The organism is Serratia sp. NCCP-200, assembly GCF_059697885.1.
The window spans coordinates 787,187-812,287 of the sequence record NZ_BAAKUJ010000002.1; the positions used below are offsets into that span (position 1 = coordinate 787,187).

General features: G+C 47.0%; 21 protein-coding genes. 14 read left to right on the forward strand and 7 right to left on the reverse strand.

Translation table 11 applies throughout. From position 1 onward, the window contains the following. Positions 1-116: 116 nt before the first annotated feature. The 14 genes from AC6HVW_RS08985 (at position 117) to gnd (ending at position 18,877) form a co-directional block, all read left to right on the forward strand. Positions 117-1,385 carry a right-handed parallel beta-helix repeat-containing protein gene (locus AC6HVW_RS08985; RefSeq protein WP_497569352.1) on the forward strand — a complete coding sequence of 423 codons (1,269 nt, stop codon included), beginning with the start codon at positions 117-119 and terminating at the stop codon, positions 1,383-1,385. A 25-nt stretch (positions 1,386-1,410) separates the two neighbouring features. Then, entirely contained in the window at positions 1,411-2,301 is an 891-nt protein-coding gene (locus AC6HVW_RS08990) for a glycosyltransferase family 2 protein (RefSeq protein WP_497569353.1), read from the forward strand. A 65-nt stretch (positions 2,302-2,366) separates the two neighbouring features. After that, a complete protein-coding gene (locus AC6HVW_RS08995; RefSeq protein ID WP_497569354.1) occupies positions 2,367-3,683 on the forward strand; it encodes a flippase in 1,317 nt (438 codons plus the stop codon). Positions 3,684-3,691: 8 nt separating this feature from the next. After that, positions 3,692-4,873: a polysaccharide pyruvyl transferase family protein gene (locus AC6HVW_RS09000; protein ID WP_497569355.1), complete on the forward strand. Its 1,182-nt coding sequence runs from the start codon at positions 3,692-3,694 to the stop codon at positions 4,871-4,873. 500 nt (positions 4,874-5,373) lie between these two features. Next, positions 5,374-6,387 (forward strand): UDP-glucose 4-epimerase GalE, encoded by a 1,014-nt coding sequence (gene galE / locus AC6HVW_RS09005; protein WP_497569356.1) that lies wholly within the window; start codon positions 5,374-5,376, stop codon positions 6,385-6,387. Positions 6,388-6,628: 241 nt separating this feature from the next. Beyond that, a complete protein-coding gene (rffG, locus tag AC6HVW_RS09010) occupies positions 6,629-7,693 on the forward strand; it encodes a dTDP-glucose 4,6-dehydratase (protein WP_497569357.1) in 1,065 nt (354 codons plus the stop codon). A gap of 14 nt (positions 7,694-7,707) precedes the next feature. Continuing rightward, positions 7,708-8,577 carry a glucose-1-phosphate thymidylyltransferase RfbA gene (rfbA, locus tag AC6HVW_RS09015; RefSeq protein ID WP_071680802.1) on the forward strand — a complete coding sequence of 290 codons (870 nt, stop codon included), beginning with the start codon at positions 7,708-7,710 and terminating at the stop codon, positions 8,575-8,577. A 1-nt stretch (position 8,578) separates the two neighbouring features. Further along, a complete protein-coding gene (gene rfbC, locus AC6HVW_RS09020) occupies positions 8,579-9,112 on the forward strand; it encodes a dTDP-4-dehydrorhamnose 3,5-epimerase (protein WP_071680801.1) in 534 nt (177 codons plus the stop codon). Next, complete coding sequence (gene rfbD, locus AC6HVW_RS09025) at positions 9,112-9,975, forward strand: dTDP-4-dehydrorhamnose reductase (protein ID WP_071680800.1); 864 nt, start codon at positions 9,112-9,114, stop codon at positions 9,973-9,975. Before rfbC ends, rfbD begins: the two co-directional genes overlap by 1 nt. 780 nt (positions 9,976-10,755) lie before the next feature. Continuing rightward, entirely contained in the window at positions 10,756-11,598 is an 843-nt protein-coding gene (locus AC6HVW_RS09030; protein WP_071680799.1) for a glycosyltransferase, read from the forward strand. A gap of 123 nt (positions 11,599-11,721) precedes the next feature. Beyond that, a complete protein-coding gene (locus AC6HVW_RS09035) occupies positions 11,722-12,555 on the forward strand; it encodes an ABC transporter permease (protein WP_059200336.1) in 834 nt (277 codons plus the stop codon). After that, on the forward strand, positions 12,545-13,864 hold the full coding sequence (locus tag AC6HVW_RS09040; protein ID WP_071680798.1) for an ABC transporter ATP-binding protein: 1,320 nt from the start codon (positions 12,545-12,547) through the stop codon (positions 13,862-13,864). Before AC6HVW_RS09035 ends, AC6HVW_RS09040 begins: the two co-directional genes overlap by 11 nt. 4 nt (positions 13,865-13,868) lie before the next feature. Further along, positions 13,869-17,240: a GT99 family glycosyltransferase N-terminal domain-containing protein gene (locus AC6HVW_RS09045; RefSeq protein WP_497569358.1), complete on the forward strand. Its 3,372-nt coding sequence runs from the start codon at positions 13,869-13,871 to the stop codon at positions 17,238-17,240. Between the two features lie 230 nt (positions 17,241-17,470). After that, entirely contained in the window at positions 17,471-18,877 is a 1,407-nt protein-coding gene (gene gnd / locus AC6HVW_RS09050) for an NADP-dependent phosphogluconate dehydrogenase (protein WP_021805011.1), read from the forward strand. Positions 18,878-18,951: 74 nt separating this feature from the next. Here the strand turns inward: gnd and hisIE are convergent, their stop codons facing one another. Genes hisIE through hisD form a run of 7 tightly spaced genes read right to left on the reverse strand, consistent with a single transcriptional unit; the run spans position 18,952 to position 25,098 of the window. Next, complete coding sequence (gene hisIE / locus AC6HVW_RS09055) at positions 18,952-19,569, reverse strand: bifunctional phosphoribosyl-AMP cyclohydrolase/phosphoribosyl-ATP diphosphatase HisIE (RefSeq protein WP_071680796.1); 618 nt, start codon at positions 19,567-19,569, stop codon at positions 18,952-18,954. Next, on the reverse strand, positions 19,563-20,339 hold the full coding sequence (gene hisF / locus AC6HVW_RS09060) for an imidazole glycerol phosphate synthase subunit HisF (protein WP_021179972.1): 777 nt from the start codon (positions 20,337-20,339) through the stop codon (positions 19,563-19,565). Before hisF ends, hisIE begins: the two co-directional genes overlap by 7 nt. Further along, positions 20,321-21,058 (reverse strand): 1-(5-phosphoribosyl)-5-[(5-phosphoribosylamino)methylideneamino]imidazole-4-carboxamide isomerase, encoded by a 738-nt coding sequence (gene hisA / locus AC6HVW_RS09065; RefSeq protein WP_059200341.1) that lies wholly within the window; start codon positions 21,056-21,058, stop codon positions 20,321-20,323. Before hisA ends, hisF begins: the two co-directional genes overlap by 19 nt. A 5-nt stretch (positions 21,059-21,063) precedes the next feature. Further along, complete coding sequence (gene hisH, locus AC6HVW_RS09070) at positions 21,064-21,654, reverse strand: imidazole glycerol phosphate synthase subunit HisH (protein ID WP_071680795.1); 591 nt, start codon at positions 21,652-21,654, stop codon at positions 21,064-21,066. Next, positions 21,654-22,721, reverse strand: coding sequence for a bifunctional histidinol-phosphatase/imidazoleglycerol-phosphate dehydratase HisB (gene hisB, locus AC6HVW_RS09075; RefSeq protein ID WP_021179969.1), 1,068 nt, complete (start codon positions 22,719-22,721; stop codon positions 21,654-21,656). The genes hisH and hisB overlap by 1 nt, the downstream gene beginning before the upstream one ends. Positions 22,722-22,729: 8 nt before the next feature. Next, a complete protein-coding gene (hisC, locus tag AC6HVW_RS09080; protein WP_059200342.1) occupies positions 22,730-23,794 on the reverse strand; it encodes a histidinol-phosphate transaminase in 1,065 nt (354 codons plus the stop codon). After that, complete coding sequence (gene hisD, locus AC6HVW_RS09085) at positions 23,791-25,098, reverse strand: histidinol dehydrogenase (protein ID WP_071680794.1); 1,308 nt, start codon at positions 25,096-25,098, stop codon at positions 23,791-23,793. The genes hisC and hisD overlap by 4 nt, the downstream gene beginning before the upstream one ends. Positions 25,099-25,101: the final 3 nt, after the last annotated feature.

Here is a 25,101-nt window from a genome sequence, read left to right on the forward strand (position 1 = left end):
TCGCAACATTTCACCAAACTTTCACTCTCCTTAGGGCTATTCACAGGGTGTTTGCTAGAAATTTACTAAATTTATGATTATGATTTTAATATACTAACTTCGAATATGGGGTTGTAATGAATAGCAAAACTGTTCACTTTGCGAAAAGTTCTTTTGTAACTACTAGAAGATTAGTAATAAAGAAGCTATTATTAGGGGCTACTATAGGGTCGCTTTTTCTGAGAGAAAGTAAAGTATTTGCGAAAGAAGAAAAGTATGTCGATAATAATCTAATATTGCCCCCCCCCCCCTGTAATAGTGTTGTTGATGCCGATAAAGAAATTACTAATATTCTGAAAAAAGGTCTAGTAAACATTCACGATTTTATGACTGCAGAGCAGATTGCAGATGCAAACTCAAGAGTCCCTAGACTTGATCACTCTGATGCATTAATTAAAGCATTGCAAACCTCTAACGGAGTGTATTTTCCAAATGTATCTGGATATTATCTAATAAAAGATGTTATTGTTCCAGAGGGGTGCTGGTTGGTGGGTAATTCATTCTTACCTTACGTAGTGAAAAACCGCAGAGATATTAATGGTGTTGGTTCTGGAATAGTTGTAGCAGACGGAGGGAGTTCAATTTTCAAATTCAACAAAAGAGTTACTTTATTTGGTCTTGTATTATATGGAGGGGCTGGTTATAAAACTGATGGACTTCAAGCTGCTGACAATGCTCGGGTTGGTGGATTTAGAGCTTTGTATTGTGGTTTTTATGGGTTTAGAATAGCAATAGGACAAAAAAACAGATATATCGGTGTTGATTTAACTAGTTGCACAATATCATCAAATATAATTGGAGTTTCTAATATCATAGACTCAAAAATACTTGGGGGGTTTATAAATAATAATCGTGGCGATGGAGTTAGCCTACAAAAAGGGGCTAATGATAACGTTTTCATGAATGTAAAAAACGAATGGAATGGCGGCAATAACTACTCGGCGTACTTGGCGACGAATAATGTTATCACTTCTGGCATATGCGATAGAGCCGGGCATTGTGGCGTCAAATCTATTAGCTCTACATGGATTATAAATGGCGCAGTCTTTCGAAGAAATGGCGCAAAAGCAGGTGGAAGTAATACATGCACACATTTTTATCTTGAAGGAGAAGGTGCGACATTAATCGCTAACGGTATCTTTACTTCGAAAGGCGGTGATGATGGAGGTACAGGATATGTCACTCCAGAAAACTCTCTTGTAACTACCGGGAAGACTAATGAAATGCATCTTGTGGTTTCTGGATGTGATCTTTCAGGGTTTACAGTGAAGCCATGGTTAAGAACGATAGTTCCAATAAAATGTTCAATAAATGGGAATATCGGCATTGCCGATTTTAATTTATAAATAATTACCAAATTGAGGTTAGATAATGAAAAATATTAGTCTTTGCAAGACTAGTATCCTTGTCGTCTTGTATAATAAAAATCTATCACAATCTCAAACATTACTTAGTTTGTTAGAATTTTATATTAAGTCTTGTAGGTTGGTAATACTTAATAATGGTCCTCTAGCCCTAATTGATGAACCTAAGTTCATGAGTAAAATACATGAACATTTTCAAGATGTTGTGGTCCATAACGAACTTGATAATTTACCTTTGAGTGTTGCCTATAATAGATTTATAGAAAAATATATAGAGTCAGAAAGATATATTTTATTAGATGATGATTCAATTGTCACATCGAGTTTTGCTGAAAAGATAAACAGTGATTTTGAGGGGGGTGATCTTGAGTTACCCAAAATAATAACAGATAAAGATAGCAAAATTCATTATCCAATCTATAAGTTAAAACCAATTGAAGATAAAGACATGTTTGCCTTAGATCCTAAAAAAATAGTTTCAATTGGCTCGGGTCTTATTATCTCTAGGCGGCTTGTTGATAAATTCAAAAGTAAAAAAACAAAACTTTTCGATGAAAGATTTGCATTGTACGGAGTCGATTATAAATTTTTCTGCAAATTAAAAGAATTAGCTAATTTTGGTGTGGATATACAAGTCACCTCTACTACATCAATTGTTCACTCACTGTCTAGATTAGAGGGGAAAATTAGTAAGAGCCGTTCAAATGAGCGACTTTACGATGTTGCTCTATCCGCACGTTTTTATCCTACTAAGCTAAGTCTTTTATATTTTTGCAAAGATATAATTAAAAACGTTATCTTTATGAGGTTTGATAAAGTCAGCTTGATATTAAATACCTTTTATAAAGGATATCATCCTCGCAGCAAAAAATATTTAAATGACGTTAGAATATTATAATTATTTTTATTTAATCCAAACCTGTATTTTTTTCATCATGAATCATTATTTATTGAGTTGTATTTATGAGTTTATATTCTCGGTTTTTAGGTGACAAGTCACTAATAAATATGCTGTGGTTATCAGGCGATAGCATATTCAGAATGGGTTTGGGATTCATTGTTACAGTTTGGCTTGCCCGGTATTTAGGACCTGAAACTTTTGGTCTTTTTAATTATGCTCTAGCTATAATAGCAATATATTCATCGGTTGCCTCACTGGGTATGAATGGTGTTGTTGTAAGAGAGTTAATTAAAGAACCTGATAATTCAGGTAAAATAATGGGAACATCGTTTATATTACAACTGATTGGTAGTTTTACTGCCACCATCTTTGTAATACTAACAATTATCATGCTAAGGCCTAATGAACCAAACATCCTTTCTATTGTTTTGGTTATGAGCCCTTCAATCTTACTAAGATCAACCGATGTTATTAAATATTGGTTCGAATCTACAATTTCAGCTAAGAATACTGTTATTGCCCAAAATGTAGCATTTATTATTAGTTCATTAGCAAAGATAATTGCAATGTTTTGCGGACTATCATATATAGTACTTGCGATTACTGTAACTCTTGAGGCTATGGTAGTTGCTTTAATGCTTGTACTTCTTTACAAGAGAAAAAAGATCAAGGTTCAGTGGGTTTTTGATTATCCGACATTGAAAAAATTGTTTAAACAAAGTTGGCCTCTCGTATTTTCTGGATTAGCATTAATGCTGTATATGCGAGTTGATCAAATAATGATCGGAAATTTAATTGATAATGCAGCTGTTGGTGTATATTCTGTCGCAGTTAAAATGATTGAAGTATGGTATTTTTTTCCAATAGCTATCGTCTCTTCATTATTCCCTAAAATTATTAAAGAAAAATCAATTAGTGAAGAAAGATATAATGAAAGAATGCAATTCCTTTATGACATAATGGTGGTGCTCGGAGTCTCATTGGCTTTCTTTGCAACATTTTTGTCTGATTTCATTATTGGATTTTTCTATGGGATAGAATATCAAGAAGCTGCTACTCTGATTAAAATATATTCATGGGTAAGTGTTTTTTACTTCTTAAGTTCTGCAAGCGGACGTTGGTATATTAATGAAGGCTTGCAAATGTATGCTTTCTCTAGGAATCTATTTGGGTTGATAATCTGTGTTTTACTTAACTTTATACTTATCCCGCTATATGGAACGAAAGGTTCAGCATTGTCTACTCTGATTGCCTATTGTTGTGCTGCATATTTATTTGATGCTTTTAATCATAAGACGAGAATATCTTTCATGCAAAAAACTCGCTCTCTTTGGCTCCCAGGTGCATTGTTGCGCATTAGAAAAAATATCACAGGATGAATAAAAATATGTTAAATAATGCTTCTGATAAACGTCAGGTTGTTTTATATGGTGCATTCGATCGGTATAATTATGGTGATAACTTGATGCCGATGTTATTAGAAATGTACTTTAAAAGGCGATTTCCTGATAAATGCGAAGGTATTAATTTTATATTTTCTTCAATAATGGATTCAGACTTAAGTCGATACGATTGTAAACGCACAATTTCCATGAGCAAATTATTGAATGTAAAAGAAGGTACCACTTTAATAGTAGTTGGTGGGGAGGTTTTAGGCTCGGATATTGGAACGCTTTTTATACATGTCCAGGAAAATTTACTTTTTACAAATTTTTTGCGCCTTGCAAGGCGTTTTACTCCTAAATTACTAAGTAAATTTGCTAAAAAAAGATATGAGGCAGTATGGGATTTCCCTTACATTCCAAATAAAAGTTCTTTTACACATAATGTTAAAGTTATTTATAACACTGTTGGAGGGATACCTCATAAATCCCAGGTGGGTATCATAGGTACAGCTGATTTTATTTCTGCCCGTGATGATAGAACTTATAAGGCACTGTCTTCTGTCTCTAAAAGGAAATTAGTCCCTGACTCAGTTTTGATGATGTCAAAACTGATCGATATCGATTTTTTGGCAGATAAAGTTCGTAATGAAGTCAAAGATGTCTTGGAAGGAACTGTATTTGTTACAGTGCAAGCATGTCCGTATAAAGTTAAATTTAGTGCCCAAGAGCTTGCTGATGAATTATCAAATGTAGTCAGAGATAAAAATATTAAGGTTGTATTGTTACCTATAGGATACGCAAGTGGACATGACGATGTTGTTTTTCTTGAGAAAGTCAAAAGACAGTCACAGGAAGATTTGATTCTTTTAGATAATTTAACTGTATGGGAAATTATGTATGTTATCGCAATCTCTTCTGGTTTTTATGGAACTAGTCTCCATGGTGTGATTACAGCTATGTCTTTTGGTATACCCCACTACTGCATTAATTCAGACATTCAAAAGCTTGTTTCTTTTTTAGAAACATGGAGCGTAGCACCATTTACTAAACCAATTACCTGTGCTGAAATTCCCGATACTTTACATAATGTTACAAATGAATCAATTTTAGCCCTTAATAACTCTGTTAAGCACGCCCAGGAAATTATATTTAATAGTCTCGATGATATGATTGAGCTCTTTTGATTCTCATCAAATATCTACCTATGGGCACAGATAGTTATCATAATCTTGCAGATAAAAATAGAGGGAGTAAGGTAGCATTTCTTTAGCAATAAAATTCTGGGCTGACATTGATTTTCAGAAACTACTCTTCATCTACAATCAGCAAAGCGACTAACCAAATTTCTACTAGTTGATGGAGTGCCTAGTGAGCAAATTAATCTACTGAATAGAAAATGTAAATCTCAGGCATCGCTTTGACCCCGTATAAAATTCATATTGACAAAGTTATTACGATGAGCGTAGGCATCCGCTAATTCATCTAAAGCCCTATTTGTTAGCACAAGTAGGTATGGTTGGCATGGTAAATACCTATGAAGCGTTAGACGATTATAAGGCTGCAGAGATTTGGTCTTTTTTAAGCAGAATTTTTATCATGACTCAATACTCTTAGTGACCCGAAGGTTAGAATAGCAGCTCAAAATATTCATTTTCAGCGCATCAGGCGCTTGCAAGGAGTTCAGATGGCAATTCTAGTCACCGGCGGAGCCGGCTATATCGGCTCCCACACCGTTCTGGCCTTGCTGGAACGGGGAGAGGAGGTTGTGGTTCTAGACAACCTCTCGAACTCATCCGAAGAGTCACTGCACCGTGTGGAACAGCTAACAGGCAAAGCAGCCATCTTCTACCAAGGCGATATCCAAGATCCGGAATGTCTGAGCCGCATCTTCGATGGTCACCGTATCTCGGCGGTGATTCACTTTGCTGGCCTCAAAGCGGTAGGGGAGTCCACCCGCAAACCGTTAGAGTACTATCAGAACAACGTCTCTGGCACTCTAGTGCTCCTGGATGAGATGCGTCGTGCCGGAGTTCATCAGTTTATCTTCAGTTCCTCAGCCACAGTTTATGGGGCTAACTCCCCAGTACCTTATGTTGAAACCACGCCTATTGGTGGTACGACGAGCCCGTATGGCACATCCAAACTGATGGTTGAGCAAATCCTGCAGGACTTCGCCAAGGCTGAGCCGCAGTTCTCGATTATCGCTCTACGTTACTTCAACCCAGTCGGTGCTCATGAGTCTGGCCTGATTGGTGAAGATCCCAATGGCATCCCTAATAACCTGTTGCCTTACATTTCGCAAGTTGCTATCGGCAAGCTAGAGACGCTGGGTGTTTTCGGTGGTGATTATCCAACGGAAGATGGTACCGGCGTGCGTGACTACATCCACGTGATGGATCTGGCTGAAGGCCACCTGATGGCGATGGATCATTTGAAGAAGGTCGAAGGCTTCAAAGCATACAACCTGGGAGCCGGTGTTGGGTTCTCTGTGCTGGAGATGGTGCATGCTTTTGAGAAAGCTTCAGGCGTCACTATCCCTTATCAGATCTTGCCGCGTCGCGATGGTGATTTGCCTGCGTTCTGGGCCGATGCCAACCTGGCCAGGAAAGAGCTTGGTTGGGAGGTCTCTCGGGGTATTGACACCATGATGCGCGATACCTGGAATTGGCAAAGCAAGAACCCAAAAGGCTATCGCTGATAGTCGCGTTTTATTTTCAATGCTGAACTTTTATTGCCTGTATTCTGATGGTGAATGAGTGTTGGTTCTTGTACAATATTACGCTTCTTTAACATAAGTAATTCTGTAGTTTATTGATTTTTAAGTGATTGAGTACTAAGGTCACTATAGCCAAGTTACTACAGAGTAACGTTTGGTTAATTTGAAATCATAGACACTGGCGTGGCTGCAAAGGGCCACGCTTGGCTGTTTAGAGGGTTATATGAAAATTATCATTACCGGTGGCGCTGGCTTCATTGGTTCCGCCGTTGCGCGGCACATCATCAACGATACCCAAGACCAAATCTTGATCTTAGATAGCCTGACATACGCAGGTAATCTCGAATCTTTAGCGCCAATAGCAAGCAGCGAACGTTACCAGTTTGCACAGGTGGATATCTGTAATCGTCAGGAACTGGACCGTGTCTTTGCCGAGTTCCAGCCTGATGCTGTTATGCACTTGGCAGCCGAGAGCCACGTCGATCGTTCCATTGATGGTCCCGCAGCATTTATCGAAACCAATATTGTGGGTACCTATACCCTGTTGGAAGCGGCCCGCCAGTACTGGCAAACTTTAGGTGAGCAGGCCAAGAAGGCATTCCGATTTCATCATATCTCCACTGATGAAGTGTACGGCGATCTTCACGGTGCTGATGAACTGTTCACGGAAACTACTCCTTATGCGCCAAGCAGCCCTTATTCGGCTTCGAAAGCCTCAAGCGATCACCTTGTCAGAGCTTGGTTACGCACTTATGGCTTGCCAACTATCGTAACGAATTGTTCTAACAACTACGGTCCGTACCATTTCCCGGAAAAACTGATCCCGCTAACCATTCTTAACGCTCTTGAAGGTAAAGCGTTGCCGATCTATGGCAACGGTACTCAAGTGCGCGATTGGCTGTATGTGGAAGATCACGCACGAGCACTGTACAAAGTGGTCTGTGAAGGTGAAGTAGGTGAAACCTATAACATTGGCGGCCATAACGAGCGTAAAAACATCGAAGTTGTGCAAACGATCTGCCGTTTGCTAGACGAATTGGCCCCGAATAAGCCAGGTAACCTGGCTAAGTATGAAGACCTGATCACCTTTGTTACCGATCGCCCTGGTCACGACATGCGCTATGCCATTGATGCCTCGAAAATTGATCGTGAATTGGGCTGGAAGCCGCAAGAAACCTTCGAGAGTGGTATTAGAAAAACGGTTGAGTGGTATCTGGCTAACCAAGCTTGGTGGAGCCGTGTTAAAGATGGTTCATATGCCGGGGAACGTCTGGGTCTAACCCGCTAATTTAAGGTGTGAAAATGAAAGGTATTGTTTTAGCGGGTGGGTCAGGCACACGTCTTTATCCTATTACTCGTGGTGTTTCAAAGCAGCTCTTGCCGATCTACGATAAGCCGATGATTTACTATCCGCTCTCGGTATTGATGCTGGCGGGGATCCGCGACATTCTGATTATTTCTACGCCAGAGGATCTGCCGTCATTCAAACGGTTACTCGGCGATGGGAGTCGTTTTGGCATTTCATTGAGCTATGCCGCTCAACCTAGCCCGGATGGTTTGGCGCAGGCATTCCTGATTGGTGAAGAGTTCATCAATGGGGACAGTTGCGCTCTGGTATTAGGGGACAATATTTTCTTTGGCCAGAGTTTTGGCAAGAAGTTGACGTCTGTCGTTGAGCGTAACCAGGGGGCAACCGTATTTGGCTATCAGGTCATGGATCCTGAACGCTTTGGCGTGGTGGAATTTGATGATGACTTCCGCGCTTTGTCTCTGGAAGAAAAGCCAGCGAAGCCTAAATCCAATTGGGCCGTTACTGGGCTTTACTTCTATGATCATCACGTTGTTGAGATGGCGAAGCAGGTCAAGCCGTCCGCCCGTGGTGAATTAGAGATCACTACGCTCAACCAAATGTATCTGGAGAAAGGGGCGCTCAACGTTGAGCTGCTTGGGCGCGGTTTTGCGTGGCTGGATACCGGTACTCACGACAGCCTGATTGAGGCTTCCCAGTTTGTGCACACGATCGAAAATCGCCAAGGGTTCAAAATTGCTTGCCTGGAAGAGATTGCCTACCGCAAAGGGTGGTTGACACGGGAGCAGGTAACAGCAGAAGCCAAATTGCTTAGTAAGACCCTTTATGGGCAATATTTATCGCAACTGATAGTGGAGAAATAGAATGCAAGTCACAGATACCAAAATCCATGGTGTGAAAATTATTCAACCCAAGGTATTTGGCGATGCGCGGGGCTTTTTCCTGGAGACGTTCGAAAAGAAACGCTATCAGGAAATGTTGGACATCGATCTGGATTTTGTACAGGACAACCATTCGCGCTCTTCATATGGCGTGCTGCGTGGCTTGCATTTTCAGAAAGTAAACCCACAAGGAAAGCTGGTTCGTGTTGTTCGCGGGGAGGTTTTTGACGTCGTTGTTGATATTCGCCCTGATTCACCAACCTTTGGTACTTGGGAAGGGGTCATTCTTTCTGAAGAGAATAAAACCCAATTTTGGATACCGCCTGGTTTGGCACACGGTTTTGTGGTGCTTTCTGACACTGCGGATTTTGAATATAAGTGTACCGATTATTACAATCCTGCCGAGGAAGGTTGCTTGCTGTGGAACGATCCTGCCGTGGGGATCGAATGGCCGATTGCCAACCCACTGCTGTCTGAAAAAGACAAACTTGGCAAGCTACTGAAGGAGTTGGCGTAATGAAAGTTTTACTTACCGGTGCGAAAGGGCAGTTAGGCCGTTGTTTCAGCGATCGTTGCCCCGCCGGTTGGGATATTTTAGCAACCGACTCTGACGCGCTAGATATTACCAACCTGGAGCAGGTAAGAAAGATAGCGGTCGCATACCAGCCAAATTTTATCGTTAATGCAGCGGCCTATACGGCGGTTGATAAAGCAGAAGTTGAGCATGATATTGCCGCGTTGATTAATGACATTGGGCCCAAAAACCTTGCCACGGTGGCGAAGGAAGTTGGCGCACGCTTGGTGCATATTTCAACGGATTACGTTTTTGATGGTGAAGCAACAACACCGTACATTGAAGATGCTCCCACCAATCCGTTAGGCGTATATGGCCAGACTAAGCTGAATGGTGAACTTGCTGTTAGCCAAGTGCAGCCAGAGGCGTTGATCATTCGTACCGCATGGGTGTTCAGTGAGTATGGTAATAATTTTGTAAAAACCATGCTACGGCTAGCGCAAGGGCGAGAGCGGTTAGGTATTGTTGCTGACCAGCGTGGTTGCCCCACTTACGCAGGTGACATTGCTTCTGCTGTGATCACACTGCTACAGAAAGAGGCACCTGGCGGTATTTATCACTTCTGCGGTGACAGCGAAGTCGCCTGGAATGAGTTTGCTGAGATTATTTTCTCATCAGCCCTGAATCAAGGGGTCTTGGCACAGATACCTATTGTGGATGGTATTACCACTGAGCAGTATCCAACCCCGGCAAAAAGACCTAAGTATTCCGTTTTGAATTGTGAAAAGATTCAGAATGAGGGTGTAGCGCTATCGCTGTGGCAAGAACAGCTTCAATTCGTTATTGCTCATTGCCAAAATTCATAAGCGCCGCCATCGCGACATAGCCATGCAGGCTCACCATCGTTGAAATGGGTTAGTTTCAGCAATGTGAGTCTGTGTGGCTTTTCTGTTTTGTGAGAAGTGTGCAAGTAATTCTTCTATATAAGGGAATGACTAGCATGTTTACATTTGGGATTTGTCTTGTTGTTATTTTCATTGAATTGTGATAGCAGTTGCGGGGTTTTATTATTGCTTCTGTTCTAGCTTCTCAACGTTGTGCTGAATTATCGGCTGACCAATAAGTGCCCATTTAAATCGAGTGGGGATTATTTAAAGTTAATTAATATCAATTGGTTATAACTTTTTCTGCGTAGCAATACAGGTTGTAATGTAACAATTCTTACGACTGTTGTCGGATGTTTTGATTAATTGTGCTACCCTCTGAGGCTTCCGTTTTGGGACGAAAATCAGATTATTTCTATAGTAGATAACTGATGTTTGGTTGAGTATATGGGCTGCGGAGTGAGAAGCGCTCCAACTCATTAGCCCAGAGGCAGTTACCGAGGTTTTGGTATGAAAGCCATTGCAAGCAAGGTTGTCTAATGCAAGTGAACGATAGGTCAGTGCCAGGGCAACTACCCATTAATGCTTCAGTAACGCCCCCTTTAACTGTGCGGAATTAAAGAGATAAGATTATCCCTAGGCATCTTACTCATTGGGTTATCATTTTTTAACCTGTGTTGGCAAATGATGAGTGCAACCACCTCCCGATCTGCATGGTAGCGTGCCATGCTCAGAATGATGGGTCCAGGAACTTCATACGGCATGTCTTTAGAATCAGAAAAATTTCAAATAGTTGCATCAATCGTATTGTACAAACATAGTCATGCTCAGTTGGAAGATACGCTGTCATCCTTGTTAAATGAGGCGTGCGTTGAAAAGATTGTGTTGGTCGACAACGGAGGATCCACTTGGGCTGCTTTGCTCAACGAGCCGCGTATCTCTTACATAGCGGCCGAGCAAAACAAAGGATTCGGCCATGGTCATAATTTGGCTATGGAGCACTATTTAGATAAAAGTGATTACTTCTTAATCTGTAACCCTGACGTCAGTTTTGCACAAGGTGAGCTTGAGCGCCTTTACCATTTTGCCCGTGATGGAAGGCACCAGTTTGTTTCCCCGCGTATTTATTATGACGATGGCCGTCTACAGTACAGTTGCCGTTTGCTTCCCAAGCCTGCCAACCTATTTCTACGCCGCTTTTTCCCTCGTTTGGGAGCGAAATTGGATGTCACCTATGAGGTCCAAAATGCTGACTATAATCAATCGTTTGCTGTTCCATCGGTGTCAGGCTGTTTCATGCTGATGGACTCAGCGTTGATGAAGAAACTGGGTGGGTTTGATGAACGGTATTTTATGTATTTGGAGGATGTCGATCTTTGCCGCCGTGCGTTACCTTTGACCGACATTCTGTTTTATCCAGGTGCCACCATCACGCATGTCTTTGGAAAAGGTTCTTATAAGAATCTGAATTTGTTCGGTTATCACATAAAATCGGCGATTTTGTATTTTAACAAATGGGGATGGTTTTGCGATCGTGAACGAGACATTGCCAACCAGAAGTGTTTAAAAACGATCCCCATGACTTCTCCTGCAGAGAAGCAGTAAAATGATCGGTTGGCAGTAGTAGTGATTTTGTGGTCCTAATTAACTCTAAGGTATTGCTAATGTTTTTTTTGACTGAGTGTGGTTTTGAGGGGAAACGAGCAGCGCATTTAATGGGGGCGACTGATGAGTAATCCGCATAAAACGCTACCTCTTTCACCATTGGCTTTGATCCGCAATGTCTGGGGGTTCAAATCTCTTATCTTGCAGATGACAAAGCGCGAAGTTGTTGGCCGCTACAAGGGCTCCACGATGGGGCTGGCATGGTCGTTCCTGAACCCGCTGTTTATGTTGATAGTTTATACCTTTGTTTTTTCAGTTGTTTTTAAAGCGCGTTGGTCCGTTGGCGGTGACGAAAGCCGCACCCAGTTTGCTGTCATTTTGTTCGTTGGCATGATCGTCCATGGCTTTTTTGCCGAGGTCATCAACCGGGCGCCACAAATAATTCTGGGCAACACCAACTACGTGAAAAAAGTGGTCTTTCCTTTGGAGACGTTGCCGGTTATTGGCCTTTGTGCCGCAATGTTCCACACGCTGATCAGTCTAGTCGTACTTCTATGTGCCTTCTTCTTGTTTAATGGATTTTTGCATTGGACCATCATTTTCTTACCGTTGGTTTTCTTGCCTCTGGTCATTTTTTGCCTTGGATTGGCGTGGATCCTGGCATCACTAGGGGTGTTTATCCGGGATGTTGGCCAGACAACGGTCATTATCACCACTGTAATGATGTTCTTGTCACCCGTTTTTTTCCCAATTACAGCTTTACCAGAGAAATACAGGATTTGGATCATGTTGAATCCTCTCACTTTTATTATTGAGCAATCTCGTAATGTGTTGATCTGGGGGCGTATCCCCGATTGGTTAGGGTTGGGGGTTTATACCTTGGCCGCAGCGGTTGTAGCCTGGCTGGGTTTTGTCTTCTTCCAGAAAACCAGAAAGGGGTTTGCTGATGTCCTCTAATGAGATCGCGATCGAAGTCACAGGATTGAGCAAATGTTATCAGATTTATGATCGTCCACGCGATCGTCTGAAACAGTTCTTTGCCCCCAAACTGCAACGTGCGATCCGTCGCGAATCAAGACGCTATTTCCGTGAGTTTTGGGCGCTAAGAAACGTTTCTTTTAGTATTAAAAAAGGCGAGACCGTTGGTATTATTGGCCGTAATGGAGCGGGTAAATCCACTCTCTTGCAGATGATCTGCGGAACTTTGACCCCCACAGAGGGGGATATTCAGGTTCACGGTAGAATTGCAGCTTTGCTAGAGCTTGGGGCGGGTTTTAATCCCGAGTTTACCGGCCGGGATAATGTTTACCTTAATGGCGCTGTTCTTGGCTTCACACGTGAGCAGGTTGACTCTCGTTTCCAAGAGATTATTGACTTTGCTGATATTGGTGAATTTATTGACCAACCGGTTAAAACCTATTCAAGTGGCATGTACGTCCGTCTGGCGTTTGCCGTCCAAGCATGTGTTGAGCCGGAAATACTGATTGTTGATGAGGCATTGGCTGTTGGTGATATCGGTTTCCAGTACAAATGTTATAAACGTATGGAAGCTCTGAGAGCCAAAGGTGTGACCATCATTATGGTAACCCACTCTACAGGCAGCATTCTCGAGTATGCCGATCGATGCCTGGTGATGAGTGATGGCCAATTAGTAGGCGATACGCATGATGTATTGGCTGCCGTTCTCGCTTATGAGAAAGGGATGTTATTGACACAGGTTGCACCAAAAGAAAAACGACCATTAGTCGATGGCTCCGACATCAAAGATGTGGAAACGCTCAAAGCGATTCAGACAGAGCAGGCTAATGTTGAAATTGGTGAAAAACGATTTGGCAGTGCCAGGGCTATTATTGAAAATTTGACAATATATAAGTCTGATGGCACGCCTTTATCTGATAAACCTTTGGTTCGAGCCGGTGAGGAGTTAACCCTAGACTATACTTTATGGTCCTCTGAACATATTGAGGATGTCGCGCTGGGTGTTTCGATTTCAAAAGCACAAGGTGGCGATATTTGGGGCGATAGCAATATTGGTGCAGGAGTGCCTATTGCGTTGATTCCGGGTGAGCAACATGTGATCTATAAGGTTAAATTACCGATTAACTCGGGTGATTATCTTGTCCACTGTGGTTTGGCTCATGTGGGCAAAGGTGCGCGTGAAGAACTTGATCAACGTAGACCTATGATGCGGCTAAAGTTCTGGTCGCCGCGGGAACTAGGTGGGGTTATCCATGCCCCTATTCAGATCCAGTTAGAGGACGAATAGCTGTATGCTTGCCGTATTTTTACCTCCATACCCTTTTCGAGGGGTTAGGGCTCCCTATTTATGGGTTTTCTATCGTCTGCTGTGCAGTTTAAAAGAAAAGAGCCTGTTTATTACCGGTACAGATTACCTTCTTCCTTCAGAACAATGGCTTGAGCAAGGTCGTTGGGAGCTGGATGGGCCTACTATGGCTAATTTGGGGTATATCGCGCCGAGTCAGGGGTTGTTCGATAAGCACGACTTCAAGATGCTTGACGATGAGCTTTTTAGCCGACTGTTGGACGCCAACCGACATAACCCAATGAGTGCGTTTAATAAGTTTCTGACTCAGAGTATACCAGAGCTGGAAGCTGAGCTTGAGGTTGTATTATCATCGCCACAGAGCTCAGGGATTGATGCCATCCTCAGTATCTGTAATTGCCCTTCGTTGGAAAATGTGGCTCGTAAGCTCTCAATTCCGGTCATTCACATTGAAGTGGGACCTTTACGAGCACCGATGTACCTGGGTACCGGATATGTTGATTTTAGCGGCGTTAATGGCAATACGGAGGCCTATTCGCGCTATCTGAAGATTGCTGATGACTACCAGGTTCAGTTGACCATGCCGGAGCTACATCGCTTCTTCGCTCAAACACGGTTGCCAGAAGATAAAGTGGCGGAGTTTGATGTCGGTCTGGCCATGCAGGTCGAGGATGACTCTAATATTATTGCCTATAGTCATGGCTTTGATAATTTATCAATGATTTCATACGCTCAGACGTTGTGTTCTGAAGATAAATTGCTTATTCGTCCACATCCGGGGAGCCGTTTCCAACTGAAGGATGGGAACGCAAATGTAGATGCGTCTCCGAACAGTCTTGAGTTTCTGTACCGTTGCCAGCAAGTGTTGACGATAAACTCGAGCGTGGGCCTTGAGGGACTGCTTCTACAGAAACCGGTTCAAGTGTTAGGCGATAGCTCTTACTCTTTCATCGCAGATGCTGAAAGTGAATCTGAGCGTGTCAATAGAATGGCATTCTATCTGCTTTCTTATCTTGTACCCTTTGATTTGATTTTTGATTCGGAATATTTATACTTTCGCTTGTCGAACCCTGCGGAAATTGACATTGTAAATTATCATATAAATAATTTCTTATCGGAAACTGATACTTTGGCAGGAATGAAAGGGAAGGCTATGACCGTTGGTGACTTGGTTTCTGAGCGTATCAAGCGGGAAAACAATCTACGCACGCAGATATATCGTGTTATTGATGAGCAGGAGCAGAGCATTAGTGATAAGCAGCAGCTGATTGTAACTCTGGAAGAGCAGTTGCAACAGCAGTTAGAGGAAAATATTACTCTAAAAGAGTCTTTAATTCAAAAAGAGCTTTCCTTACAACAGATTCAGGTGGATGAACAGCTTGGTTCGGTTGTTGCCGAATTGCATTCGGCATTAAATCAAAAAGAACAGGTTCTGGATCAGCAAAATACAGCCATGTTAATGATGCGCAAGAGTTTGTCTTGGAAATTGACGATGCCGGTGCGTATGTTGGGGCGGGCAGTTCGTGGCGAATTTGGCGTCATGCGTGATCTAACGCGCCATTATTTCGCTCATCGTCCAAATAACGGTGGTTCATTGGTATCAAAAACCTGGTCTGCATTCCGCAATCATCCGCATCCCTATAGTGCTCTGGGGCGAAAGGCAAAGACTGCTTTGCGTCTTTTGGCCAAAGGTAAAATCTCCGAGTTGATCACCAGTTTGCGGCGCGTGGCAAAAAATACTGCCGATACACCAATGCCTCTCACGCATATTGATACGGATCACGTTGTTATTCTTGCTTCCCGACATACCTTGTATGTCGCGCATCGAGTAGAGAAGTCACTTACCGATATCGGGCTGGGCGTGACCATTGTACATGCCTATTCTGCCGTTGCGGATAGTGGGCAAATGCACATTGTCATTTGTCCTCAAATGTTCCCTGAACTGCCGAAAAACTATGTGGCTTTCCAAATGGAACAGTCGATTAATCCTCGTTGGTTCACGGCCGAGTATTTCGCTATTTTGAATAATGCAATTGCCGTATTTGATTATTCGTTGACCAATATTGAGTACCTTTTGCAGCAAGGCATACCGTATCAAAAACTGTTTTATATGCCTATTTCATCTTATGACAACTATGCAGATCATTTATCTCACACAGGTTATAATTTGCAACCGGCACAAGATGAAAAAGACATTGATGTTTTGTTCTATGGTGACCCAAATTGTGAGCGTCGCCAGAGTTATCTGCGTCAGTTGAGTAAACGTTTTAATGTACATATTGCTTCAGAAGTCTTTGGTCAGGATCTGACCCGGTTGGTGCAGCGTGCTAAGTTGATTATCAATATTCATTATTATGAAGATGCTTTGCTAGAAACTACCCGGTTGTATGAAACATTGTCATTGGGAACGCCAATTGTCAGTGAGACCAGTTCTGATATTCAACAACATGATATGTTGGCTAATGTGATCGATTTTGCACCGGTTGGTGATGTCAATGCCATGGCTGACAAGATTGCTCAACTGTTGGCTGACAATAACTTCTATACTCGCCGTCGCCAGGATATTGCCGATTTCACGCGTTCGGACAAGCAGTTTGATGTCTACTTCAAGCGTTATATGCTGGCAAACGATCTGATTGATTTCCAGCAATATAAAGAGAGCGCTGATTTTATTCCTCATAATGAAACGGATATTCCTAAACTATGTTTATCACTGACAGAAACGCCGGTTCGTAAACAAGCATTCTTGAGCAAGCCAACATATGGTTTTCAGATTGTAGAAGGCGTTCGTCATCGGATCGGTTGGATTGGATGTGGAATGAGCTATAAATACATGTTGTCAACACTGGCCGATCGTAAAACTGAAATGGCGATGATATGTGAAGATGATGTACTGTTCCCTGCTGATTTTGACATCAAACTTGATAAAGTCGTCAAGCATCTGCGTTCAACTGAATGGGACTGGCATGTCTTTGCGGGTATTATTGCGCATTTACATGAAGATACCCGTGTCCTTGCAGTGAAGGAGATTGACGGCATTGAATATGTTTATATTAACCGTATGACCAGCATGGTAATGAATATTTATTCGCGTCAAGGTATAGAGCTTATCAGTCAGTGGGATGAGAAGAATATCGATTCGGCGAACAACACCATCGATCGCTATCTTGAATCTGCACCTGGTCTGACAGTAGTGACGACATTGCCGTTTATGGTTGGTTACGCCGAGGATCAACATTCAACTTTATGGGGATTTGTCAATACTCAATACACTGACATGATCCGTAGCAGCGAGCAGTTGTTGGCCGAGAAAGTGAAGGCGTTTAAAGAGCAGCAGGCCGAAGAGGTTGCAGTTTAACCCTGGCTGATCTTGCAAAAGTGGTGCTGGTTCATCGTAGACCATCCAGTGCCACTTTTTCATTTAGTGAAATGAATAGGCTCAAAATTCAACCTGCTGGTACTCATTATGTGACCTATCGCACCAATCACTACCCAGCGAACACAATCCTGAGTTAACATGTTGGCCACATCAAAAACCTGTTGGCCAAGAGCCGTGATACAGGTGTCATCCTCAGACAGGAGTTCCTAATGTCCAAACAGCAAATCGGCGTTGTCGGCATGGCGGTGATGGGCCGCAATCTGGCTTTGAACATCGAAAGCCGTGGCTATACCGTTTCTATCTTTAACCGTTCAGGCGACAAGACTGACGAAGTTATCGCAGAGAACCCGGGCAAAAACCTGGTGCCGCACTACACCGTCGAAGAGTTTGTTGCATCGCTGGAAACACCGCGCCGCATTTTGCTGATGGTAAAAGCGGGCGAAGCTACGGACAAGACCATTGCCTCGCTGACTCCGCACCTGGATAAAGGCGATATCCTGATCGACGGTGGTAACACTTACTATCAGGACACTATCCGTCGTAACCGCGAGCTGTCTGCTCAGGGCTTCAACTTTATTGGCACCGGCGTTTCCGGTGGCGAAGAAGGGGCGCTGAAAGGGCCTTCAATCATGCCTGGTGGCCAGAAAGAAGCTTACGAGCTGGTGGCACCAATCCTGAAGAAAATCGCCGCAGTGGCCGAAGGTGAGCCATGCGTGGCCTATATCGGTGCCGACGGTGCTGGCCACTACGTGAAGATGGTGCACAACGGTATCGAATATGGCGACATGCAGCTGATCGCAGAAGCCTACTCCTTGCTGAAGCAGGCGCTGAATCTGAACAACGAGCAGTTGGCTGACACCTTCGCCGAGTGGAACAAGGGCGAGCTGAATAGCTACCTGATCGACATCACCAAAGACATCTTCACCAAGAAAGACGAAGAGGGTAAATACCTGGTTGATGTGATCCTGGATGAAGCGGCTAACAAAGGCACCGGCAAATGGACCAGCCAGAGTTCTCTGGATCTGGGCGAGCCACTGTCATTGATCACCGAGTCGGTGTTCGCGCGTTACCTGTCTTCTCTGAAAGACCAGCGCGTAGCGGCTTCTAAAGTCCTGACCGGCCCGAAAGTTGCAGCCTTCAGCGGCGAGAAAGCCGAGTTTGTCGAGAAAGTTCGTCGCGCTCTGTACCTGGGTAAAATCGTTTCCTATGCGCAGGGCTTCTCTCAGTTGAAAGCGGCCTCCAAGGAAAACAACTGGGATCTGAACTACGGCGAAATTGCCAAGATCTTCCGTGCCGGTTGCATCATCCGCGCTCAGTTCCTGCAGAAGATCACCGATGCCTACGCTGAGAATGCCGACATCGCCAACCTGCTGCTGGCACCTTACTTCAAGCAAATCGCCGATGAGTACCAGCAAGCGCTGCGTGACGTGGTTTCCTATGCGGTGCAAAACGGCATCCCAACGCCAACCTTCTCTGCGGCGATCGCGTACTACGACAGCTACCGCTCTGCGGTGCTGCCTGCCAACCTGATCCAGGCGCAGCGTGACTACTTCGGTGCTCACACTTATAAGCGTACCGACAAAGAAGGCGTGTTCCATACCGAATGGATGGAATAACCCCGCACGTTGAACGATAAAAAAAGCCGCCGAGGTTAACGCCCGGCGGCTTTTTTATTACCTGTAAAACAGGATTATTTCTTTTCGTGCCGCTCGCGCAGGCGGCCAATCACCTTACTCAAATCCAGCTCCTGATCCTGCAACAGCACCAGCAGGTGGTAAATCAGGTCGGAAGCTTCGTTGGTCAGCTCTTCGCGGTCGTTCACCGTGGCGGCCAGGGCGGTTTCTACGCCTTCCTCACCCACCTTCTGTGCAATACGCTTGGTGCCGCTGGCATACAGCTTGGCAGTGTACGAGCTATCCGGGCTAGCGGTTTTACGCGAAGCTAGCAATTGCTCAAGCTGGTACAGGAAGCTCCAGTCGCTGCTTGCCGGATGGAAGCAACTGTCGTTGCCCAAATGGCAGGTTGGGCCGATTGGGTTGGCCAGGATCAGCAGGGTATCGTTATCGCAGTCTGGCGTAATGCTGACCACATTAAGGAAGTTGCCTGAGCTTTCGCCTTTGGTCCATAGGCGCTGTTTGGTGCGCGAGAAGAACGTCACCTTGCCGGTTTGCTCGGTCACGTCCAGAGCTGCCTGATCCATATAGCCCAGCATTAATACTTCGCCGGAAACGGCATGTTGTACGATTGCCGGCATCAGGTTGTCGGTTTTTACCCAATCCAGCTTAGCTTTCTGTTGTTCTGTTAACACACGCGTATCTCCACGCCTTTCTCTGCCAGGAACCGTTTCAGTTCGCCGATATTGATGATTTGCTTATGGAATACCGAAGCTGCCAGCGCGCCGTCAACGTCGGCATCGCGGAAGGCTTCCAGGAAGTGTTCCATGGTACCGGCACCGCCGGAGGCGATCAGCGGCACCTTGCACACCTCACGTACCCGCTTCAGCTGTTCCAGATCGTAACCGTTGCGTACGCCGTCCTGGTTCATCATGTTGAGCACAATCTCCCCAGCGCCACGCTTTTGCACTTCCTGCACCCAATCGAGGGTTTGCCACTCGGTGACTCGGGTGCGGCTTTCATCCCCGGTATATTGGTTGACGTGGTATTTGCCGGTTGCGGCTTCATACCAGGTGTCGATCCCGACCACGATGCACTGTACGCCAAAGCGATCTGCCAGGCGGCTGATCAGCGTTGGGTCGGCTAGTGCAGGGGAGTTGATGGAGATCTTGTCCGCCCCAAAGGAGAGGATCTGGCTGGCGTCTTCGGCACTCTTGATGCCCCCGGCCACGCAGAACGGGATATCGATCACTTCCGCAACCCGTGATACCCAGCTTTTGTCTACCACGCGGCCATCGCTGGAGGCGGTGATATCGTAAAAGACCAGTTCGTCGGCGCCTTCCTGCGCGTAGCGCTGGGCCAGCGGCACGATGTCGCCAATGATTTCGTGGTTACGGAACTGTACGCCCTTGACCACTTGCCCGTCCTTGACGTCCAGACAAGGGATTATCCGTTTTGCCAGCATGCGATAGCCTCCTCAACGCTGAATTTACCATCCAACAGGGCGCGCCCGACGATCACCCCTTCCACACCGCTGCCACGCAGCTGGGCGATATCGTCCAGGTTGCCGATGCCGCCAGAAGCCTGGAAGGCGATCTGCGGATAACGTTGGCACACTTCCTGATACAGCCCCACGTTAGACCCTTTCAGCGTACCGTCGCGTGAGATATCGGTGCACAGCACGTGCTTCAGGCCAAACGGCAGATATTGCTCAACCACCTGTTCCAGCGTGGCCTCCGAGTCTTCCTGCCAGCCGCTGATAGCCACGTTCTTACGGCCTGCGGCGTCGATGCGTACGTCCAGCGCCAGCACCATGGCATCGGCACCGTAGCGTTCAAACCAGCCCTGTACCAACTCTGGCTGCTTGACTGCGGTGGAGCCGATGACCACGCGCGTGGCTCCGGCTTCCAGCAGCGCGGCAACGTCTTGTTCGTTACGAATACCGCCGCCAACCTGTACTGGCACGCTTACCCCGGCCAGCAGTTTACGCAACAGCGGGATCTGGCGAGCCGCCGGGTCTTTGGCCCCGGTCAAATCAACCAGGTGTAAAACTTGCGCCCCTTGCTGCTGATAGTCTTGCAGACGCAGCAGCGGATCGTTGCCGTAGTCGCGCTGTTGGCCGTAATCGCCCTGATGCAGGCGCACTACGTTACCGTCGATCAAATCCAAAGCGGGAATAATCATGCTGCCTACATCTCCAGAAAGTTCTTCAACAGTTGCGCACCGGCGTTGCCAGATCGCTCTGGATGAAACTGCACGCCAAAGAAGTTGTCTTTTTGTACGGCGGCGGTGAAGGGCTCGCCGTAGTTCGCCTGAGCGATGGTGCTTGAGCATATCGGCATCGCATAACTGTGAACGAAGTAAAAGTAAGCACCATCCTCGATGCCGCGGAACAGATGATCGCCGGCCTGCGCCGTAACCTGATTCCAGCCCATATGGGGCAAAGGCAGGCCAAAATCGGTCATCTGTGTTACCGGAGTATCGATAATCCCTAGCGTTTTGATACCCCCATTTTCTTCACTGCTGGCTGCCAGCAACTGCATGCCCAGGCAGATCCCCAGCACCGGCTGGGTACAGGCTTTGATCAGATCGATCAGGTCGCGCTGTTTCAACTGGTCCATCGCCGCCTGTGCAGTACCCACACCAGGCAGGAACAGTTTGTCGGCGCGCAGCACGATCTCCGGATCGCGGCTCACCTGTGGCTGATAGCCCAGGCGTTGCACCGCATAGTTGACCGAGGCGAGGTTGGCGCAGCCGGTGTCCAGGATCACCACGTTCATCACAGCACTCCTTTCGAGCTAGGCAGCGTATTGCCCTCAACGCGGATCGCCTGGCGCAGCGTGCGGCCAAACACCTTGAACAGGCTTTCGACGCGGTGATGGTCGTTTTTGCCTTTGGTGCGCAGGTGCAGGGTGCAGCCCATGGTGTAAGACAGCGAGCGGAAGAAGTGCTCGATCATCTCGGTGCTGAGATCGCCTACGCGTTGGTAGTTGAACTCGGCTTTATATTCCAGGTGCGGGCGGCCGGAGATATCCAGTGCGCAACGGGCCAGGCATTCATCCATCGGCAACACGAAGCCGAAACGCGCGATGCCGCGTTTGTCGCCCAGGGCTTTACTCAGAGCTTCGCCCAGTGCCAATCCGGTGTCTTCTACCGTGTGGTGATCGTCGATGTACAGATCGCCGTTCACCTGAATATCCATCCGGAAGCCGCCGTGGGTGGCAATCTGATCCAGCATGTGGTCGAAGAAGCCGACGCCGGTTTTGATCTTGCTGCCGCCTTCGCGATCCAGCCAGACCTTAACGTCAATCTGCGTTTCTTTGGTCACGCGGTTAACGTGCGCATAGCGATCGCGTTTGGTCAGCTGTTGGGTGATGGCTTGCCAGCCCAGCGCCTGGCGCTGATACAGCAACCCTTGAATACCCATATTGGCCGCCAGTTGGATATCGGTTTGACGATCGCCAATCACATAGCTGTTGGCCACGTCGATCACGCCCGGCTCCAGATAGCCTTTGACCATGGCGACCTTCGGTTTACGACATTCGCAATGGTCTTCCGGCTTGTGCGGGCAGATCAGGATATCGTCGAATTTGACGCCCTGTGAGCTGAGGATCTGCATCATCAGGTTGTGCGGTGGATCGAAGGTTTCCTGCGGGAAGCTGGCGGTGCCGAGGCCGTCCTGATTGGTGATCATCACCAGGGTGAAACCGGCTTGCTGCAAGGCCAGCAGGGCAGGGATCACTTCCGGCTCCAGCGCCAGTTTATCCAAGCGGTCAACCTGGAAATCTTCCGGGGGTTCAGCAATCAGCGTGCCGTCACGGTCAATAAAGAGATATTTTTGGCTCACGTTGGCTCCTATGCGCCGGGCAGAGTATTGAGTGCGTCAACGACGCGCTGGCATTCGTTACGGGTGCCGATGGTGATACGCAGGCAACCGGACAGGCCAGGCTGTTTATTTTGGTCTCGCAAGATAATGCCCTGATCCCATAAGGTTTTAAAGACATGACTTGAGGCGGTAAAGCGAACCAGCAGGTAATTGCTGTCACTGGTGAAGACTTGTTCTACACAGGCGCAGTCTTGTAACGCCTGCTGTAGCCAGCTGCGGTTGGCGGCAATCTCGGTGACGCGCTGGCGCATAACGCGGATCCCCTCGGTGCTCAGCGCCTGGGCGGCGATATCGGCCACCGGGGTTGAGAGCGGATACGGGGCAATCACTTTCAGCAGCAGGGCGATCACGTCCTCATTGGCTAGGGTAAAGCCACAGCGCAGGCCAGCCAGGGCGAAGGCTTTGGACAGCGTGCGTAATACTACCAGGTGCGGGTAATCGCTCAGCCAGCTAGCAACCGAGGCCTGCGGGCAGAACTCGATATAAGCTTCATCGATGGCGACGATAGCTTTGCCTTTGGCCAGTTCCAGCAGGTTACGCAGATCGTTCGGATCGAGCAGGTTGCCGGTCGGGTTATTCGGGCTGCAGGCGTAGATCAGCTTGACGTTATCCAGGCTGGCGGCAATGGCAGGCAGATCAAGCTGCCAGTCTTCTTTGGCGGCGACCGTGCGGCGCTCTACGCCAAACGTCTCGGCGCTGACGGCGTACATGCCGTAAGTCGGTGGGCAAAACAGGATGGCGTCTTTACCTGGCTCGCAAAAGGCACGGATCAGCAGTTCGATACCTTCATCTGCGCCACGGCTGACCAATACCTGTTCTTTATTCACCCCGGCGTAGGCGGCGTAACGCTCAATCACCAGCGCGGGTTGGCATTCTGGGTAACGGTTGAAGGTCTGGGCGGTCAGTTGGAACTCTGGCGCAACCGGGTATTCGTTGGCATTCAGCCAGACGTCACCCTTGCCACCAAGGCGGCGGGCCGACTGATACGGGGTCAGCTCGCGCACGTTTTTGCGTGCTAATTCTTCGATGCTCATGCTTGCTCCTTCAGTGCGGCGACGCGTAGGGTCACGGCGTTTTTGTGGGCGACCAACTGTTCGGCGGCTGCCAGGATTTCAATGGTCGGGGCCAGGGTCATAAAGCCTTGTGGCGTCAGTTCCTGTACCGTCATGCGCTTTTGGAAATCCGCCAGTCCCAGGCTAGAGCAGGTAGCGGTATAGCCATAGGTTGGCAGCACGTGGTTGGTACCGGAGGCATAATCCCCGGCGGACTCCGGCGACCAGTCACCGAGGAACACCGAACCGGCGCTGGTGATGCTGTCTACCAGATCGCGTGCGCTGCGGGTCTGAATAATCAGGTGCTCAGGGCCGTACTGGTTGCTGATGGCGACACACTCGGCCAAATCCTTCGCCACAATCAGGCGGCTGCTGGCCAGAGCCTGGCGAGCGGTTTCTGCCCGTGGCAGTTGTGCCAGCTGTTGCTCAACCGCAACGGCGACCGCTTCGGCCATCGCGGCGTCTGGGGTTAACAGAATGACCTGCGAATCCGGGCCATGCTCGGCCTGAGACAGTAAATCGGAAGCGACAAACGCCGGGGTCGCGCCGCTGTCTGCGATCACCAGCACCTCGGAAGGGCCAGCAGGCATATCGATGGCCGCACCGTCCAACCGTTGGCTGATCTGACGTTTGGCTTCGGTCACGAAGGCGTTACCCGGCCCGAAGATTTTCGCTACCCGTGGCACCGAATCCGTGCCAAACGCCATGGCCGCAATCGCCTGCGCGCCACCAACCTGGAACACTTCCTGCACGCCACAGAGTTTGGCGGCATACAGGATCTCATCGGCGATCGGCGGTGGTGAACACAGCACCACGCGGCGGCAACCGGCAATGCGTGCCGGGGTCGCCAACATCAATACCGTGGAGAACAGCGGTGCTGAGCCACCAGGAATATACAGACCCACCGAATCGATTGGGCGGGTCACCTGCTGGCAACGCACGCCGGGCAGGGTTTCTACGTCTACCGCTGGCAGTTGTTGTGCATTGTGGAAGGTTTCCACGTTGGCGACGGCTACGGCCATCGCCTGTTTGATCTCGTCACCCAGGCGGGCGCAGGCCTGATCAATCTGCTCTGCCGTTACGCGCAATGCCGCGACTTCGGTTTTATCAAACTTGGCGCTGTACTCACGTAGCGCGCTGTCCCCATTGGCTTTCACGTTATCGAGGATCTCGCGCACCGTGCGGGTGATGCTGTCCGAAGCCGAAATGGCCGGGCGCATCAGCAAATCCGCGCGCTGTTCCGCGCTGCAGTTGCCCCAATTGACGACGGTATTGAAGTTTGGCATGAC